Origin of the sequence: Chitinophaga rhizosphaerae (assembly GCF_003958645.1) — a bacterium.
In the GTDB taxonomy this organism is placed as follows: domain Bacteria; phylum Bacteroidota; class Bacteroidia; order Chitinophagales; family Chitinophagaceae; genus Chitinophaga; species Chitinophaga rhizosphaerae.
In genome coordinates this window covers 482,185-499,255 of record NZ_RXLO01000001.1, presented here as the reverse complement: position 1 = coordinate 499,255, position 17,071 = coordinate 482,185, and the positions used below count along the sequence as shown (strand labels likewise).

Here is a 17,071-nt window from a genome sequence, read left to right as displayed (position 1 = left end):
CATCCGAAGCGTACAACCAAAAGCAAACTCCCTGACCATGCGCGCCCTGTTTTTGCTGCTGCTCCCGGCCCTGGCCTCTGCCCAGGTACCCACGCCCGAATACCTCCGGCTGATCCGGACCGATTCCCTGGCCCAACGCCTTTCCCTTCCCGAATGGCGGCGCCTGGTGATTACCCCGGGTAACCTGATCCGCCGGGTACACGAAACAGACACCTCCGTGGAAATCGTCCGGTTCAAGTCCGCCCGGCTTTACCTCCGCGGCAATTACGTGCTTGGCGCCGGCTTCCAACGCGCCGGGCAACTGCCCGCCCTGCAAAGCGCCTGGGCGCAGGGGCGCGCTTCCAACGGTTCCCTGCAATGGAAAGGCGCCGAAACAGGGGAAATCTTCAGCTACGGCCCCGCCCTTTCCTCCCTCGAATACGACGGTCTGTCCTATCCCTACGACCCCCGCGGCCGGCTCGTGCCCAGCGGCACGGGCAACGGCCGCCCCGCCGCAGCCTACCGCAACTCCATTTTCCGTACCGGCCATTCAACCTCCCACCAGCTGACCCTGGAAGGCCGGGTGGCGCAGTTCGACGGGCCTTCCGCCGGGCTCCGTGTGGAGGCGGAACAACAGCAAGAAGCCCTCCCGCTCCTCAGCAACCGCAACCGCCGCGAGAAATTCGCCGCCTCGCTGCTTTTCAGCCGCAAAGCCTGGGAACTGGATGCCGGTTACGCCTATTCCGCCACAAAATTTTCCAATCCCAACGGAAACGGGTTCCTGCAGTACGCATACGCCCAATCGCTCCTCGCCCCGCCCAGCTTTGACCTGCGGAACGGAACGGGTAACATGGCTTTCGGCACGGAAAAAGATAATCCCTTCTTCCTGCTCAACAACAACGGCCAGTTCGCGCGAACGCGCAACCGCTCCGGCAAATTCTCTGCGCAATATAAAACAGACCGGTTTCGGATATTGGCGGAACCATCGCTCAGGACCGCCGAAGACGATATCAATTATCAATTCAAGCCCGGCAGCGGAATTTACCCCAACGGCTACACGCTCCGTCGTTCCCAGCAGGACAGACTCTGGCAACTGCGGTCGGCCGCCGATTACCGGATATTTAAGGAGGGCGCATGGAAATTGTTCGGGCATGCCGATTATGTGTTCAACGATGATCAGACGGCCATCGGCCTGCTGGGAAACGATCCCGGGATGCGGTACGGCTACCAGCGCAGCAGCCACCGGCTTACCCTTTCGACCAAACTGGAAGTGGATGGCAATGATGTGGACGGAGGCCTGTTCGCCGGTGTAACCGCATACCGGTCGAACACCCTCTCAAAACCGGCGTCGCTGCTGCCCTGGTTCAAGGTGGATGGCAGATGGGACCCTGATGGGGTTTCGTTCACCGGATCGCTGTCTTACCGTAAAGATGCAACGGAGCTTAGGCTGGATGAATCCCTCGCCACGGCGAACTTCCTCAACATCGAAAGTTATTTTTCCGCTGGGTCCATGCCCCGCGCTGAAGTGCAAACCTTCGACGGGCAGCCGGCTATCCGGCATTCGGAATGGAGCGCAAGGCTGGAGGCTGTCATCGAACAGCATTTCACGATCGGTGTGTCCCTGTTCAGGCGGCAGGCAGAAGGTGATGTGGTGGCCCTGCCTGCCGGCGACCGTCTCGAATTGCGGCAGATCGGGGATCATATCCGCGAGGGACTGGATGTCGAATTATCATATCGCCACGAGCAGTTTGTTTATAGCAGTGCCGGTATGCATTTCCGCCATTCCCTCCTTTTCTCCACCTGGCAGCATCTGGTCACGAAAGCTTACGCGGGTAACGATTACCTTCCGGTTGCAGGGTTCCGGGACGTGTTCAAAATATTCGCGGAAGGATATCCGATGGACGCGATCGCCGGAACATACTGGATGCGCGACGGGCAAAACCGCCTGATCATCGGGCCGGACGGCTTTCCGCTACGCGGGCCGGGCACACGCAAGATCGCCAATGCCAAACCGGACTTCGTGATGTCGCTGACCAACGGCGTCGAATGGCGGTTTTTAAAACTGGAAGCCACGCTTGAATGGCAGAAAGGCGGCGAGGTCTGGAACGGCACCGCCGCGGCGCTGGATTACTACGGCCGCTCGGAAACCTCCGGTCAATTGCGGAATGTGCGCGATTATGTTTTTCCAGGTGTAGACCTTGCCGGTCATCCGAACGAAAAGCCCGTCCGGTTTTACGACCCGTCGCAGCCAGTGGAGCGCAACCGCTGGGTACGTTACGGGCCGGGCGGTGTGGCGGAGGATTACATCGAGCCGAACGACTGGCTCAATCTCCGGAGGATCGCGCTGAATTATGACATTTTTCGCTACGGCAAGCCAGGGAAAATCATGTTATCCGTGTTCGCGGAAAACCTGTTCCTGTGGCAAGCCTATTCCGGCGCCGCGCCGGGACAGGAATTGTATGGACAGGCCGGGTTTTCGGGGATCGATTATTTCCGTCTGCCTTCTTCCCGCCGGTACGGTGCTTCCCTTCATCTTCAATTCTGATCCATGAAACTGATTATCGCAATACTATCGATATGCTGCATGATGGCGGGTTCCGGCCACGCGCAACTGAAAGGGTACGCCAACGCGAAGCAAAAGGTGTATGTTCATTTCAATCATACTTTCTTCTCACCGGGAGATGTGGTTTTTTACAAGGTGTATGTGACCCGGGGCCAGGACGGACGGCCATCTTTCCTCTCGGAAAGCGTACAGGTGGAATGGTTTTCACCCGATGGAAAACAGTTGGCTGTCCAGCAGTTCCCGGTGCGCGACGGGTATGCGGAAGGCTCGTTTCATTTTGGCGGGAATACGAAAGGCGGGATTTATAAAGTACGGGCGTATACGAACGGGATGCGCAATGAATCAGACGCTACCTGGTTTTCGAAAGAGATCACGGTGCAGCGGGTGGTGGCTCCCAGGATCCTCCTGCAGCTGGATTTTCCGCAGAAAGGCTACGGGCCCGGCGCAACCGTGAACGCAGCTTTCACCGCCCGTACCCTCGACGATAAGCCGGTCTTCAACCGCGAAGTTCAGTTTACGGTGATGGTGGAAGGGAAGCCCTTCACCAGCGGGGCCGTTATTACCGGTGCAGATGGCAAGGCCAACGTGCACTTCCGGTTGCCGGACGAGCTCCGGTCTACCGACGTGCTCCTGTTACTGCAGCTCCAGATCGATCAGCTGCGGGAAAGCATTTCCAGAAGCGTGCCGGTGGTGTTGAATAAAATCGATTTGCAGTTTTTGCCGGAAGGCGGAACCTTTGTGAACGGGCTGCTTTCGGTAATGGCATTCCGCGCGGTCGATGAATTCGGAAAACCGGCAGAAGTCAGTGGCGCGGTGACGGACCAATTCGGGAATGTGGCCGCCACGTTCGATACCTACCGCTACGGCATGGGGAAGTTCTCCATCAGGCCGGTCAAAGGCCGTCAATACAAGGCCCGGCTTGCCGGCAGCCAGGGCGGCGATACGGCCTATCTCCTGCCTTTGGCCACTGATAACGGAGCGGTGCTTACCTGCTGGAACGATAGCCTGGAGCTGGGGATTCAGATAGCGAGCAATCATACATGCGCTTACCGGCTTACCGTCCACTCCCGCGAAAAATTATTGCAATCATTCCCGATTCAATCATTCACCGGATCAACATCCATTGCGATACCCACCGATTCTTTCCCCGCCGGCATCCTGCGCATCCGCCTTCAAACCCCGGAAGGCGCGCCGGTGGCGGAGAGGCGGGCGTTCGTGCGGAGAGACCGGCAGATGATCATTTCCCTCGTCCCGGAAAAGGAAAAATACCTGCCGCGGGAAAAGGTCAAAGTCCGGATAAAGACAACCACCGCCGACGGGCAACCTTTGCCGGCAAATGTTTCGCTGTCGGTCGTGGACGATAAACTATGGACGTTTGCGGACGACCGGCAGGATAACCTGCTGTCGTGGCTCCTGTTCAGTTCCGAATTACGGGGAAAGATCGAGGAGCCGGCGTTCTACTTCAAGGCAAACGAACCGCAGGCGCTGCCGGCCCTCGACCTCGTTATGCTGACCCATGGCTACCGGTACTTTGATCCGGTGCCGCGGTTCCGGGAAACGGGCATTCAGCCGTTTTCTTTCGGGGAAGAACATTACATCATCGGGGCAGTATATTCGAAAAGGCAGGTGCCGATGAAATGCCGCGTGTACCTCTATCATACACAAAGCCGGAAATGGGCTGCAGCAACGGTCACGGATTCGCTGGGACGATTTGTGTTTGCCGGCGTTTCACCGACCGAATATTATTCTGCCGTGGCCGGGCCATTACCGCCGGATAGCGCAGCATTTATCAGGTTCTTTCACGGTTCCGCATTTTCCGAAGCAAAGCAGAATATAGTGGACCAGGCCAGGGCGCCGCAGCCGGTGGCGGTTCCTGTTCCTGCTGTTGCGGCGGATACCATGGGGAATGGCTTTTTTGGGTTGTTAGACAAAATACCGGCATCCGGCAGCAATTTAAACGATGTGGTGGTAGTGGGATACGGCGCATTGAAGCGCCATGAACAGGTTGGGGCGCAGGTGGTTCACCTGAATGCGGCTGGCCCGGTTCCCGGGGGGGCGCTGGCCGGCAATTTGCAGGGAATTGTAGCGGGAATAACGGTCCAGACGCCCGCAAACCCTTTGTCGGGCAACCGGATGTCCATCCGGGGCGCATCCACGATGGCGGGCAACAACGAACCGCTGGTGATTGTCAACGGAATACCGGCTGCCATGGCAGATGTGCAACAGAATATCGCAGACATTTCCAGCATAACGGTCCTGAAAGGCAATACAGCCACGGCAATTTACGGAAGCCGCGCCATTAACGGGGTTATCCTCGTCAACAGTTCGTTTTATCCCTACAGCTGGAAATCCTTTGCATTGTACAAGGAATCGGCCTACCTGAAAGAGGATTACGTGCGCCCCTGGTCGAATTACAATTACGCGGAAAGGTTTTATACGCCGATTTATGGAGATGGTCGAAATGTGCAGGACGATTTCCGGGAAACGATCTTCTGGGCGCCCGTTGTCTTCACGGACGCCAGGGGCGAAGCTACCGTTACGTTCAGCAATTCCGACGCCAATACCACTTTCCGGATGATCGCGGAAGGGATCGGGCATGAGGGCTCGCCGGGACGGACCGAGGCGACCTATGCAGCCGAGTCGCGCATTGCGGCGGAGCTGACGGTGCCGAAGGATTTACTGTCAGGCGATTCCGCCATTTTGCAATTGCACCTGAAAAACAACGATACCGTTCCCCTGGGCGTGAATTTCAGGCTGGAAGTGCCGGATAAATTTTTGCTGGCGAAGGTCGATACGTTTTCCGTGACGCTGTTACCCGGTGTGTCGCGGGTCATGCATATCCCGGTGGTGGTGACGGGGGCGGGAAGCGGGATGATCTTCCTGTATCAGGAATCAGGTTCGCGGACGAAGAGCCGGAAAGGTTTCGACGTGGAAGCGCGGGAACGGGGATTCCCGGCGTCGCGCAGTTTTACCGGCCAGCGGACCGAAAAGCATGCATTTTCGGCGGAAGGCATCGTGCCGGGGAGCCTCCGGTACACGGCGCAGATTTTCCAGTATACCGATGAACAGTTGGAAGAAGGCTTGAAGGCGATGTTGCGCGAGCCGCATGGCTGCTTCGAGCAGGTGTCGTCCACCACGCATCCGAACCTGCTCATTCTGGAAATGCTGGGCAATTCCGGGCATTTGCGGGCAGGGGCCCGCAATAGAGCGATGCGCTACCTGGAACGGGGATACCGGAAACTGGCGGCATTCGAAACGCCGGATCACGGGTTCGACTGGTTTGGCCGTGCGCCGGGGAGCACGCTGCTTTCGGCGTACGGATTGATGGAATTCACGGACATGCGGCGGTTCATCCAGGTAGATACCGGTTTGCTGAACAGAACGAAACGCTTCCTGCTGGCGAGGCGCGACGGAGATGGCTGTTTCCGTGACAAGGGCGAAAAACGGGCCCGTTCCTCGACAGACGAAGCGCGGGATGCCTATGTGGTGTATGCCATGGTGGAATCCGGTCTTGGCGATTCGATTCTGCCTGAATATCATACCGCTTTTCAGCAGGCGCTGGCAGGGCGGAACGCCTATATCGCCGGCGTTATGGCACTGGCGGCGCACCGGCTCGGCCGCACCGCAGATTTTCAGCGGCTCGTGGCCAAACTGGAAGCGCTTCCGCGCGCGGGCGAATCGCCATTCTATTCCGGGTTGCGATCGCTGGAAGTGGAAATTGCCGCTTTGCGGGCGATGGCTTGGAGCCGGATGCAGAATCCACCGATACCGAAAATCGCCCGGGAAATGGGTGTGATCATGAATAACAAAAGCAGCTACGGATACGGATCAACGCAGGCAACGGTGATGGCGCTGAAGGCGGTCGCGGCATATTCCACATTGCAGACCGGTAGCCTGGAAGGGCCGCTTTCCTTGTTGATCGACGGAAAGCCCGCAGTAACCAATGGGAAACCGCAGCCATTGGATGCCGGTAAACACAGGGTGGAAGTGATTTATCCCGGGATAAACGATGGCATGCCTTACCTGGTGGAAGCGTACTGGCGAACACTGACACCCCCTGCTTCCGAAGAAAAGCCTATCCGCTTGCAGACGCAACTTGGGCAGGATGCGGCGAGCGTTGGCTCCACCGTGCGCATGCGCATCGAAGTGCGCAACACCGAAGCGAAAGGACAAGCCATGACGATCGCTAAAATCGGCATTCCCGGTGGCTTGCAATTGCAGCCCTGGCAGTTGAAGGAATGGACGGATAAACAGGACGTTGCCTATTATGAAATCTTCGACGGATATCTCGTTTTGTACTGGCGGCATTTCCGGCCGGGGGAACGTAAAACCCTTCACCTCGACCTGAAAGCCGGCTTCCCCGGAAAGTACCATGCACAGGCCGGTTGCGCGGGATTATATTATGTCCCGGAACAAAGGGACTGGCAGGCCGGTACCGAAATTTCGGTGCTGCCCGCTCAGTAGGAACAGGACGGCCGCGGTAAACGCTTTCAGGCCGTGGCCGCTCCTTTTCTCGTAGATTTTATTTTTGTGTGATTGAAAAATCCTCTTTAAACTTGCACTCGAATTACGGCGAACGCGCGCCAGGCAACCGTAACCCCGAAAATTTGTGAGAAAGCCCAAACCCGCGTGCGTCCCCCAAAAAACTGATTTCACAATCGTCGCATCAACAAAAACATTTTTTAAGTAACCCCATCCGCCCGGGCGCCATCCGGCCCATAACGCATGGCATCTCATCCCGCAGGCCGGAAAGCAACAGGAAGGCAATGCCCGTTCGCATCCCTTCCGGAAAAAGCATGTTATGACCCCCGCAAACGAATCCACCCGCGAATGGCCCGTTTCACAACTGGCATTGCAACAGATGATTTCCGCACCCCTCCGCGCCATGATGGAAGCGCAAACGGCATCGGCGCTCGCTTCGGCGGAGCTCGTCCGCAAGATCAGCTTCTTCGAGCCCGCACCCGGCCAGCGGGAGATCGCCATGGCGGATTTCACGCACACCCGCAACGGCGAAACCCGCGAGATCAGCGTACCGCTCATTTCATTGGTCCCGGTCCAGACCCTCCGCATCGCCGAAGCAAAGCTTTCGTTCAACGTCAAAATGATCCGGATCGAAAGGCAGAGCGGCAGCGTAAAAGCCGCACCGGCCTATCAAAAGAGCGGAAACCGGCAACGGCATTTCGAAATGAATATGCAGGTTTCCGTGGTGCAGGACGAGCTGCCGGCATCCCTCCTCGCCGAACTGGGCGTACTACCCGGTTAACCCCTTCGCACACCTTCTATTTATTCAATAATTAAATGTCAAAAACAATGGCAAAGATCAATCCGAAAAGCCGTACTAACCCCCGGCCCCGCGTAGCGCCCGCAAGCGCCGTTACCCCCTCCACCCCCGCTGTCAGCGCTGCTGCCGACGTAGCCGCCGCCTCCACCCAAAAACTCGCCCGCGCTGTTTCCTCCGGCCGCGCGCCCATGGCCAAAGCGATCAATACCGACCTGGTATCGCAACTGAACGCCATCGACTTCAAGAAAATGATCGGCGGCCCGCTCCAGGCAGCCGTAGACGCCCAGGTGGCCTCCGCCCTCGCTACCGTGAACTTCATCAACGAAGTCGGTTTCACCAAGGCCGAAGGCAGCGACGAAAAGGAGCTCATCATGGTAGACTTCACCCACGAAAGAAGCGATGTGAACGAAGCCGGTGAAGAAGTAAAAAAGAAAATCTACGTGAAAGTGCCCCTCATCGCCATGCTCCCCGTTCCGAGCCTGCGCATCGAGCACGTGATCATCGATTTCAACGCCAAGCTCAACTCCGTCGAATCTTCCAAAGTGAGCGAAGACATCGGCGTGAACGCAGAGGTGAAAGCAGGTTGGGGACCGGTAAGCTTCAAGGTGTCCGCTTCCTATCAGCGCAAATCCGTGACCGGTGTGGAAGTGAAGAAGGAATTCGCGCTGAACGTAAACGTAAAAGCCGTGCAGGACGAAATGCCCGCCGGCCTGGAAAGGATCCTCGGCATGCTTTCCGCATAATTTCATACCGGCGCCCGCATCCGGCCCACCGGCATGGGGCGCCGATTTTTCTCTTTTCGTAGCCTTCAACATTTAGCAACATGTCAAACATCACCCTGGCAGACTACGTAGGTTTCATTTTTTCCGAGATCACCCGCGCCCGCGACCATGCAGACCGTGTGGCCAAAGACATGGCGATCGCATATTCCAAAGACGATGTGCTGAAGCATTTCTCCGTTCCCCGGTTCAAGATCCCGGAAATGGAACTCACCATCCCCGTACTCATTTCCTCCGCCAAATTCTCCAATGCCATGGCCTTCACCATGCCGGCGGAAGATTTCGGCAAATACGTCAACAACCGCGTCAATTCCGCTATCCAGACGCTGCTGATCCAGAAGTCGAAACTCGGCCAGAGCCCGGAAAACGTGAAAGACGATGTGTTCGATATTCCCATCTTCCGCCAGCCGGTCGAATACGAAACCTCGCTCGTTCGCCCGCGGAAAAGCAAAAAAGCGGTCGCGGCGGCCGTTCCTGCGGAAGACCCGATCGATAAATTTTACCGCCTGCTGAAAGAAAACAGCGAGCCCACCAAACCCGAGAACATCGCGCAGGTTTGCCTGGCGGAAGTTTTCAACGCGCGGCTCGTGCAATATAATTTGAGCGCGTTTTATAAGGAGCAATATCCCGGCAACGAGATGTTTACCCAGATGGTGGCGGAAGTGGTGACGCGCATCAGGGAGTATACGATGGTGACGCAGAGCAAAATGGAAAACCTCCTCGTGAACCCCGAAACCAACATCGTGAAAAACGGCAGCAGCGACGCTACCGTATTTACCATCAAGGCCAAAATCCAGGAAGAAGGCGTGTTCGTGAAAACGGTGCGCAACGAGGAAACGGGCCAGGACCAGCAAATTGTAGAATTCGAATAAACCGCCGTCATGCAAAGGTTCCATCACCAGATCCGGCAAGACCTCGCCGCCCTGCTGGCTGCGCTCAACACCGTGACCGAAAAATACAGCCGGAAAGATTACGATACCGGTACGGCCCTGCGCGCGCTGCTCGACCGCGCGAACGCCGATTACAAAGACAAAGGCCTCCCCGACCGCGAAAGCCAGTTACAGCTGTTGCGGGCGGAATGGTCGGCCGCCGAGAAAGGGCTCGATCCCTGCACGTTGGAAAAAGTGACCGTCCGCCGCGGCGAAATGAAACAATCGGTCATGCTGAAAGTGCTCCGCGGGCTGGAAGCCGTGCTGCGGGAAGATTATACCGCCTCGCGCAACAAACTGGAAGAAGCCGCGGCCATGATCGGGCAGATCATTGTGGCGGGGTTCCAGGAAGGGATTATCGACGACAGAATGTTGTTGTCGGTCAACACCGAAGCTGAATACCTCCAGCTCTGGAAAGCCCTCGGGTCAGACCGCAACATTGCGCTGGGACAAAAGCGGGTGCTGACGATGGTGAGCCTGCCCGATGTGTTCCTGCTGCTCGAAGAAGTGGTACCACCGATGGTGCAGGGTGTGGCGAAGTTGTAGAACAACCTTGTGCCGCGGGGAAATCCCTCCACAACCTGAGATATTGCTTATTTTTACATATGAATAAAAGTTATCGGATAGCGCCCTGATTGTGAGGGGCGCTTTATTTTTCCCGGTAAATCCGGGGAAATCGGGGTATATTTGGTTACGACGTTACGCTCCAGTGAATCTAGCAAGCCGATTACTTTACGTAAAAACGACGCTCATGATTTACGCAGAACTGCCCCGGGCACATGCGCGCCCCGCGCGATGGGCGCTCACTTCCGCCATCATTTCGTGGATTGTTACTTTTGTATTGTTGATCGCGGCATTGCCCATCGTACGGCAATTGCTGGCATCCTTGTTGATGCAATTGTATTGGATGTTCCTTGGATAAGGGATATGATCATGTGAATTTTTAAACCAGCATCCTTATGACAACCGAACAGTATCAGATCCTAATGCATTACGGCGGCAAAACGTTCGAGCTGCCGGTACAGATCACCCTCACCGGCCCCTATTGCAAGATCAGCGCTTGGGTGGAAGGGACGGAGATTTCCTTCACGCGCGACCGTCATTGCGGGCTCCGGCCATTGAACCATGAAGAGGACTTCGACGTGCAGTTCCTCTACCAGCTGGCCAATGAAATCGTTCACCAGCGGCCGGTGTATAATTAATCTGCATCATACATCTTCCATCATATGTCGGCGCCCGCGGTACTTTATGTGCTGCGGGCGCTGCTATATGCGCTATATGGCTTTCGTGCGGTTGAATCCGGGCCTATTTTTCATTGAACAAGTAAATGATCAGCGCCAGGTAGAGGATAATGATGATAAATGTATCAATGCTGAACAGAAAAAACTGTTTTTTCTTCGGTTTAAACAGTAATCCCAATCCAACCACGGCGGTCATGATGATCGTAGTAAAAACCGATAACAAATGAGCGGGTGAAATAGCTTTGAAAAGCGGGCCCTCCCGGAAGAACATATCATCCAGCCCGAGGATAAACATATTGAAAACGTTGCTCCCCAATAGATTCCCGACGGCCATATCCAGCGCTCCCAACCTTAAAGCGGCAAGCGACACCACCAGTTCGGGCAGGGAGGTAGTTGCGGCTATAAAAACCGTTCCGAAGAATGAGTCTCCAACCCCCGTTTGCATAGCGATGTTTTCTCCGAAGTAAGGCAAGAATACGGCGGCGCCGATTACAGCAAAGGCATTCAGGGCATAATTCCCTATTGCATTTCGAAGTTCGGCCGAACGTGCAGGCGTTAGCATTACCGTTGCGGGCGGAGATTCCATCATCGCAATATGTTCATACCTAAAGATGCCCCATACGGCCACCAGGTAGATCGCAATCAGTAAAAATGTAAAACTGCTCATCCAGAGCAACGAAGGGATGCTGTCTGCCAGGAATATGGCCATACCAGCCACCGTTAACAAAATGATTCCAAAAATGGTTGCAACAACATGACTTGATTTGACTTCGGAAAGAATGGGTTTCTTGATACGCGCATCCAGCAGGGAAAGTATTAGCAGGTTGAATACACAACTACCGAAGAGGTCTCCTGCTGCCAGGTCTGGCGCCTTATAGATGGCTACGGAGCTGATGCCGGTTATCAGCTCTGGCAGGGAGGTAACGGCGGCCATCAGGATAAGCCCTATCCATGCCTTGCCCATCCCCGTAAGTTCGGCGAGCCTGTCGCCGTAAAATGAAAGCCTGGTACCGCTGAAGATGATGACAGCCGCGCATAACAGGAACCCCGGGATGTTAAAAAACAGACTTTCCATATAAATTACCGCGGAGATATTTAATTCGTTGTGTAGCAGTATAGTTGGCCTGTCGCAGCTGTACGTTTATTTATTGGGCCACCCATCCGCCATCCACAGCCATTGCATGCCCGGTTACAAATGATGCTTCATCCGAACAAAGCCATACAACTGCATTGGCAACTTCCGCTGGATTGCCCAGCCGCCCGATCGGTTCCATTGCGGCGAATAGCTCTTCCGCTTCTTTCTTTTTTCCCGTGATTCTGTCTATCATTGGGGTTTTAATCGCGCCGGGACATACCGCATTCACCCGGATCCCGAATTTTGCGCATTCCAGTGCAGCTGTCCTGGTCAATCCCAGCACGCCATGTTTGGATGCCACATACGCGGGTAACCCCGGAAATCCCACCAGCCCGGCAATTGAAGCGCAATTGACAATTGCGCCTTTGCCTTGTTTAAGCATTTCGGGAATCTCGTATTTCATGCATAACCAGATGCCTTTAAGATTAATGCCAATCGTCTTGTCCCAGTTATCCTCCGTGCAATCCTGCACCGGGGCAGATATCCCTTCGATACCTGCATTATTGAACGCATAATCCAGCTGGCCAAAGGTGGAAATTGTGTTCTCAACCATTTTTCTTACATCATCCGACTTCGAGACGTCGCATTTCATGAAAATGGCCTCTCCGCCCGCTGCTTTAATACGTTTTAGCGTTTCGCCATCTTCCAGCCAATCAACGATTACGGTCTTCGCACCCTTATTTGCGAATGCAATCGCGGCGGCCCTGCCGATGCCAAATGATCCGCCAGTTACAACGGCAACTTTATCTTTGAATATTGATTCCATAACTTATGATTTTATAAGCTGGCCTGTATTAATTCCTTCAATTTTCCGTGACTTCAGCGCTTATTCACTCCGGTATGACCAGTAAGGGCTTTTTAGTCACAAAAGACATATTTCGTGTAAAACTTTTTACAAAGAATTTTTCCAGGAATGTCTTTTTCCTTCGGACCATCACCAGTATATCGTGTGGGAATTTTTTGTCTAATGTTTCCATAGTGGCTGTTACCGAACCAGCCTCCAGCAAATGAGCCTCTATTTTGTACGCATTGAGCTCTCGTTGTAAGTTGTGGGCATAGGTATCAAAGTCATTCTTTTCACGGAGTTTATCAACCGGGGTATTATAGGCGTTCTGGAAGTGAAGTAAATTGATATCTGCCTTGTACAACTTTGCCATTTCACTAACAGTGGCCAGGGCCGCCTTGTCTGTTTGTAAGAAGTCGGTCGCAAATACGAACCGTCCGAGTTCCTTAAATTCGTAGGATCCGGGTACCAGCAAGACGGGCCGATCTACCCTTTCTACCACCCGTGCCGCCTCTGAGCCTATAATCGTCTTTTTTAAGCCGCTACAACCCTGGGTACCCATAACGATCAGGTCAATGTGATGATCGATTACGAATTCAAGCAGCTTGTCTATGAACGGCGACCTGCCCACAATCGTGGACACAGCGACCCCCGGGCTGCCAGCCGCTACTTTTTTACGGAGACGCTGAAGACGTTTTAAAGTATCGATTTTGCTTTTGGTATTATACTCATTTCGCGTTTCCGCTGTTCCCACGAAAATACTTTCCACCGGTGTACATGCGTGATACAGGATAATGGAGCCGTTGGAACGCTGCGCCAGGTCGAGAGCGAAGCGGAACGCCTTTTCGGCAGTAGGTGAAAAATCTGTTGGTACTAGTATGCGTTTCATGGTGCTAACAGTTATGTATGGAGAAGGTTTTAACGCGACTATACTCAGGTACCTGGGCGGCAGGCCGGGGAATGGCAGGGAACGGCTGGCCTCCTCCGTTCATATTCATCAGGGGATCGCGCTACTTTATTCCGATCGTTTGTAAGTTAATCTGACCATGCTTCCTCGCCGATGATCAAGATCATGACAAAGCATGATTCCTGGTGGCGGAATGGTTTCTAATGTGAAGGAGAAACCCAGAGATTTAACTGGATCCGTTTAAGCGGGTTACGAAAACGGCGGAGATGCCGTACCATATAAGAAAAGCCGCTATAGTAGCGGCTTTTACGTTGTTGGCTTTGTGACCGCGTCAGGATTCAAACCTGAAACCTTCTGATCCGTAGTCAGATGCTCTATTCAGTTGAGCTACGCAGCCAGTCCGTGTTTGACGGGATGCAAAGGTAGGGATTTTTTACAATTGCGCAAATATTTTTTACAAAAGCGTACATATTTTTTCGGGTATTGGGGGAAAAGGTACGCCCGGAGTGAATCCGGGCGTGTAGCTCGCTGACATCCTGCTTAGTTTGATGAATTTTTCAGTTGCCGATTTAGATTTTGGGGGATGTTGAATCGGTAATTTTGTCAACCTTGGATAGGATATTACAAAAATAAGTATCGTACGATAGCAGGACAATCGCCGTAACCGGGTGATTTTTTCTACCTGTAAACCGGTATTGGGCGGTGCGCCTTTCTGCCGTAGCTTCGTACAGTGGAATTCTTCCCTATGATGCGACACTTTATCGCCTGCTGCCTTGTAGTGGCGGGCGGCTTACCGGCGAGGGCACAACAATTGAACAGCAGGCTGTACCAGGATAGCCTGCGTACGGCCATTGCTGCGGCACCGACCGACAGCGCCCGGGCCGTGGCTGCTTTCCAGTTGTCGGAGCACCTCGCCACGCGAGACGCCCAGCAGGCTGCATACCTCGTTTCCGAAGGGCTGCAATGGGCAAAGGGCTCCCCGCTCGCCAAAGCCCTCCATCCCTACTACGCCGCCGTCCTGCTTTCCCAAACGGACCGCGACGCCGCAGCGCGCCTGTATCTGCAGGCGGATTCTCTCCTCTCTCCTTTCGCCGACAGCCTTGCGCTCGCCGTACGGTCCAAAGCATGGCACCGCTACGGTGGGCTCCGGCTATTCCATGACGATCCCAAACAATTCACGGATATCCTCCTCAATAAAGCCATTCCCCTCGCGCGCCGTACGGGCGACAGCTCCCTCATCAGCAAGCACTACCTGGGCATCGGGCACGTTTTCCGCAACCAGGGCCAGCACGATGTGGCGGATGAATACATGCGCACCGCGCTCCGCGTACTGCGCGAAGGCCACTCGCCGCCAGACCAGCTGCTGGTCACCTACATATCCCTCGCGGAGAATTCCAGTCTGTGGGAGCGCAACGACCAGGCCCCCGAAATGCTCGACAGCGCCCGTGCATTGCTCGCACCGTACCCGGATTCCTACCATTGGGTAGACTATTACGCGGCGGAAAGCCTCTATTTCAATACGGCTAAAAACTGGACCGCCGCGCTCGAAAGCCTCGGCAAAGGGATCGCCATCGCCGGCAGGATGCAGAAAAGATACGAGCAGCAACGCCTCGAGCTACAACAGTATTACGCCCTGCATAATCTCGGCAGGTACCGGGAAGCGCTGACCGTTATTTCATACCTCGCCAACCAGCCGGAAATGATGGCAGTGGCCACCAACCGCCTCCTCGTGTACGCCGGGCTGGCCGAAACCTACGCCGCAATGGGCAACGGAATCGCGGCTTACGAATGGCAGAAGAAATACAGTACCGTGAGTGACAGTTTGCATACCAGCCACCTCCGGAATGAAATCTCTGCCATGGAAGTCCGTTACCGCAACGCGGAGCACCAGGAAAAGATCGCCACGCTGGAAGCGAAGAACCGGCAGGCGCAGCTGGCCAGTCATAACTCCCGCCTGTCTTTCTGGCTGCTGGCCGTAGGAAGTATGCTGGTACTGGCGTCCGCGGTTTTTATCTACTTCCAGTACCGGAACGGGCGCAGGCTGGCTTTGCAGAAACTGAAAGACATGGAACAGCGGCAAATGATCGCCACCTCCCACGCCATGCTCGAAGGCGAAGAACGCGAGCGCCGGCGTGTTGCGCGTGATCTGCACGACGGGCTCGGCGGCATGCTGGCAGGGATGAAGATTCGCTTGTCAGGCATGGCGGCCGGCGAAGAAAGTGGTCCGCTGGACCAGGTGATCGGCCAGCTCGATCATTCGGTGAACGAGCTTCGCCGCATCGCGCGGAACATGATGCCGGAGAACCTGTTCAAGTTCGGCCTGGAAACAGCGCTCGGCGATCTCTGCGAATCGCTGTCCACCCCCGCCACGCGCATCAGTTACCAGGCGTTCGGCATCGCTGCTGACATTCCCGTGCAAACGCAGGTCACTATTTACCGCATCGTCCAGGAAGCATTGGCGAACGCTATCCGGCACGCGCATGCGAAGGAAGTGATCCTGCAATGCAGCCAGAACGGGGATATATTTTTCATTACCATCGAAGACGATGGAAAGGGGTTCGATGTTCCGGCGAAGGAAAAATCCCCCGGCACCGGGCTCTCCAACATCCGCAACCGCGTCCATTTCCTGAAAGGCAAACTGGACATCAATTCCGTTATCGGCGAAGGCACCGCCATCAATATTGAAATCCATGTGGAAGCAGACAGTTAAGCGCACCATAGCGATCGTAGACGATCATCCCGTTGTCATCGAAGGTCTGCGGGCGCTCCTGCAAAGCACGCCCGGCATCTCCGGGATGCACGCCTTCACTTCGGGCGGCGCTTTCATGGCATGGCTGGGCCGTAACCATGCCGATCTCGTGCTCCTCGATATCATGCTGCCCGATGCCAACGGCCTCGATCTCTGTAAAGACATCAAGCGTATTTCGCCGGAGACCGTTGTTTTGGCCGTGAGCAACCAGGCCGAACGGAGCATGATCCTCCAGATCCTCCAGAATGGCGCCTCCGGCTACCTGCTGAAAAACGCCTCGGCCGCGGAATTCAAAAAATGCCTCGTCGAAGCGCTGAACGGCGGCGTGGCGTTCAGCCGGGAAGTCCGCGAGATTCTGGCCCGCCCCGGCCGCGAAGAGCTTCGTGCGCCTGCTACCCTGACCCGCCGCGAGAAACAGGTCCTCCAACTCGTCACCGAAGGGAAAACGACCATCGGCATCGCGCAGGAGCTGCATTTGAGCCCGCTCACGGTAGAAACCCATCGCCGGAACATGATGCAGAAACTCGAAGTGAAAAACGCGGCCGAGCTCATCATGGCCGCCGTGCAAAGAAAACTGTTATAGACCCGTTTCGCCCTCGTGTTGAGAGAACCATAATGCCGCCACTATCGCGAAGGGAGAATTTCCAGGGTGAATGAACATCAGTATTTAAAGCTTTCAGGATTTGTGATCCGTGATCTGACCGGATCCTAATGTAATGAGGCA

13 protein-coding genes and 1 tRNA gene are annotated in these 17,071 nt (G+C 55.2%); 10 read left to right on the top strand and 4 right to left on the bottom strand.

Features of this window, described 5'->3' with window-relative positions; genetic code table 11:
• Positions 1 to 37 precede the first annotated feature (37 nt).
• The 8 genes from EJ361_RS01870 to EJ361_RS01840 all read left to right on the top strand — a co-directional run bounded on the left by EJ361_RS01870 (position 38) and on the right by EJ361_RS01840 (position 10,733).
• Positions 38 to 2,524 carry a hypothetical protein gene (locus EJ361_RS01870; RefSeq protein WP_126243644.1) on the top strand — a complete coding sequence of 829 codons (2,487 nt, stop codon included), beginning with the start codon at positions 38 to 40 and terminating at the stop codon, positions 2,522 to 2,524.
• Between the two features lie 3 nt (positions 2,525 to 2,527).
• A complete protein-coding gene (locus EJ361_RS01865; protein WP_126243643.1) occupies positions 2,528 to 7,006 on the top strand; it encodes a TonB-dependent receptor plug domain-containing protein in 4,479 nt (1,492 codons plus the stop codon).
• 337 nt (positions 7,007 to 7,343) lie between these two features.
• The gene (locus tag EJ361_RS01860) at positions 7,344 to 7,805 is read left to right on the top strand and encodes a DUF2589 domain-containing protein (protein WP_126243642.1); all 462 of its coding nucleotides are present in this window, start codon (positions 7,344 to 7,346) and stop codon (positions 7,803 to 7,805) included.
• Positions 7,806 to 7,852: 47 nt separating this feature from the next.
• Complete coding sequence (locus EJ361_RS01855; RefSeq protein ID WP_164714037.1) at positions 7,853 to 8,566, top strand: DUF2589 domain-containing protein; 714 nt, start codon at positions 7,853 to 7,855, stop codon at positions 8,564 to 8,566.
• Positions 8,567 to 8,646: 80 nt separating this feature from the next.
• Positions 8,647 to 9,474, top strand: a complete 828-nt coding sequence (locus tag EJ361_RS01850; protein ID WP_126243640.1) for a hypothetical protein — start codon at positions 8,647 to 8,649, stop codon at positions 9,472 to 9,474.
• Between the two features lie 9 nt (positions 9,475 to 9,483).
• Complete coding sequence (locus EJ361_RS01845; RefSeq protein ID WP_126243639.1) at positions 9,484 to 10,077, top strand: hypothetical protein; 594 nt, start codon at positions 9,484 to 9,486, stop codon at positions 10,075 to 10,077.
• A gap of 205 nt (positions 10,078 to 10,282) precedes the next feature.
• On the top strand, positions 10,283 to 10,453 hold the full coding sequence (locus tag EJ361_RS25495) for a hypothetical protein (protein WP_164714036.1): 171 nt from the start codon (positions 10,283 to 10,285) through the stop codon (positions 10,451 to 10,453).
• 37 nt (positions 10,454 to 10,490) lie between these two features.
• Positions 10,491 to 10,733 carry a hypothetical protein gene (locus EJ361_RS01840; RefSeq protein ID WP_126243638.1) on the top strand — a complete coding sequence of 81 codons (243 nt, stop codon included), beginning with the start codon at positions 10,491 to 10,493 and terminating at the stop codon, positions 10,731 to 10,733.
• A gap of 103 nt (positions 10,734 to 10,836) precedes the next feature.
• Here the strand turns inward: EJ361_RS01840 and EJ361_RS01835 are convergent, their stop codons facing one another.
• The 4 genes from EJ361_RS01835 to EJ361_RS01820 all read right to left on the bottom strand — a co-directional run bounded on the left by EJ361_RS01835 (position 10,837) and on the right by EJ361_RS01820 (position 13,995).
• A complete protein-coding gene (locus EJ361_RS01835) occupies positions 10,837 to 11,847 on the bottom strand; it encodes a sodium:calcium antiporter (RefSeq protein WP_126243637.1) in 1,011 nt (336 codons plus the stop codon).
• Between the two features lie 70 nt (positions 11,848 to 11,917).
• The gene (locus EJ361_RS01830; RefSeq protein WP_126243636.1) at positions 11,918 to 12,673 is read right to left on the bottom strand and encodes an SDR family oxidoreductase; all 756 of its coding nucleotides are present in this window, start codon (positions 12,671 to 12,673) and stop codon (positions 11,918 to 11,920) included.
• Positions 12,674 to 12,737: 64 nt separating this feature from the next.
• Complete coding sequence (locus EJ361_RS01825; protein WP_126243635.1) at positions 12,738 to 13,580, bottom strand: universal stress protein; 843 nt, start codon at positions 13,578 to 13,580, stop codon at positions 12,738 to 12,740.
• A gap of 341 nt (positions 13,581 to 13,921) precedes the next feature.
• Positions 13,922 to 13,995 (bottom strand) — tRNA-Arg (locus EJ361_RS01820).
• Positions 13,996 to 14,343: 348 nt separating this feature from the next.
• On the opposite strand from EJ361_RS01820, the gene EJ361_RS01815 reads away from it, so the two are divergent.
• Both EJ361_RS01815 and EJ361_RS01810 read left to right on the top strand, forming a co-directional pair.
• Positions 14,344 to 16,308 carry a sensor histidine kinase gene (locus tag EJ361_RS01815; RefSeq protein ID WP_126243634.1) on the top strand — a complete coding sequence of 655 codons (1,965 nt, stop codon included), beginning with the start codon at positions 14,344 to 14,346 and terminating at the stop codon, positions 16,306 to 16,308.
• A complete protein-coding gene (locus tag EJ361_RS01810; protein WP_126243633.1) occupies positions 16,289 to 16,930 on the top strand; it encodes a response regulator transcription factor in 642 nt (213 codons plus the stop codon). Before EJ361_RS01815 ends, EJ361_RS01810 begins: the two co-directional genes overlap by 20 nt.
• Positions 16,931 to 17,071 lie beyond the last annotated feature (141 nt).

Coding starts and splice junctions, on each gene's coding strand:
- EJ361_RS25495 (WP_164714036.1), top strand. CDS start 10,283: ATGATTTACGCAGAACTGCCCCGGGCACATGCGCGCCCCGCGCGATGG.
- EJ361_RS01865 (WP_126243643.1), top strand. CDS start 2,528: ATGAAACTGATTATCGCAATACTATCGATATGCTGCATGATGGCGGGT.
- EJ361_RS01815 (WP_126243634.1), top strand. CDS start 14,344: ATGATGCGACACTTTATCGCCTGCTGCCTTGTAGTGGCGGGCGGCTTA.
- EJ361_RS01825 (WP_126243635.1), bottom strand. CDS start 13,580: ATGAAACGCATACTAGTACCAACAGATTTTTCACCTACTGCCGAAAAG.
- EJ361_RS01860 (WP_126243642.1), top strand. CDS start 7,344: ATGACCCCCGCAAACGAATCCACCCGCGAATGGCCCGTTTCACAACTG.
- EJ361_RS01835 (WP_126243637.1), bottom strand. CDS start 11,847: ATGGAAAGTCTGTTTTTTAACATCCCGGGGTTCCTGTTATGCGCGGCT.
- EJ361_RS01850 (WP_126243640.1), top strand. CDS start 8,647: ATGTCAAACATCACCCTGGCAGACTACGTAGGTTTCATTTTTTCCGAG.
- EJ361_RS01810 (WP_126243633.1), top strand. CDS start 16,289: ATGTGGAAGCAGACAGTTAAGCGCACCATAGCGATCGTAGACGATCAT.
- EJ361_RS01830 (WP_126243636.1), bottom strand. CDS start 12,673: ATGGAATCAATATTCAAAGATAAAGTTGCCGTTGTAACTGGCGGATCA.
- EJ361_RS01840 (WP_126243638.1), top strand. CDS start 10,491: ATGACAACCGAACAGTATCAGATCCTAATGCATTACGGCGGCAAAACG.
- EJ361_RS01870 (WP_126243644.1), top strand. CDS start 38: ATGCGCGCCCTGTTTTTGCTGCTGCTCCCGGCCCTGGCCTCTGCCCAG.
- EJ361_RS01845 (WP_126243639.1), top strand. CDS start 9,484: ATGCAAAGGTTCCATCACCAGATCCGGCAAGACCTCGCCGCCCTGCTG.
- EJ361_RS01855 (WP_164714037.1), top strand. CDS start 7,853: ATGGCAAAGATCAATCCGAAAAGCCGTACTAACCCCCGGCCCCGCGTA.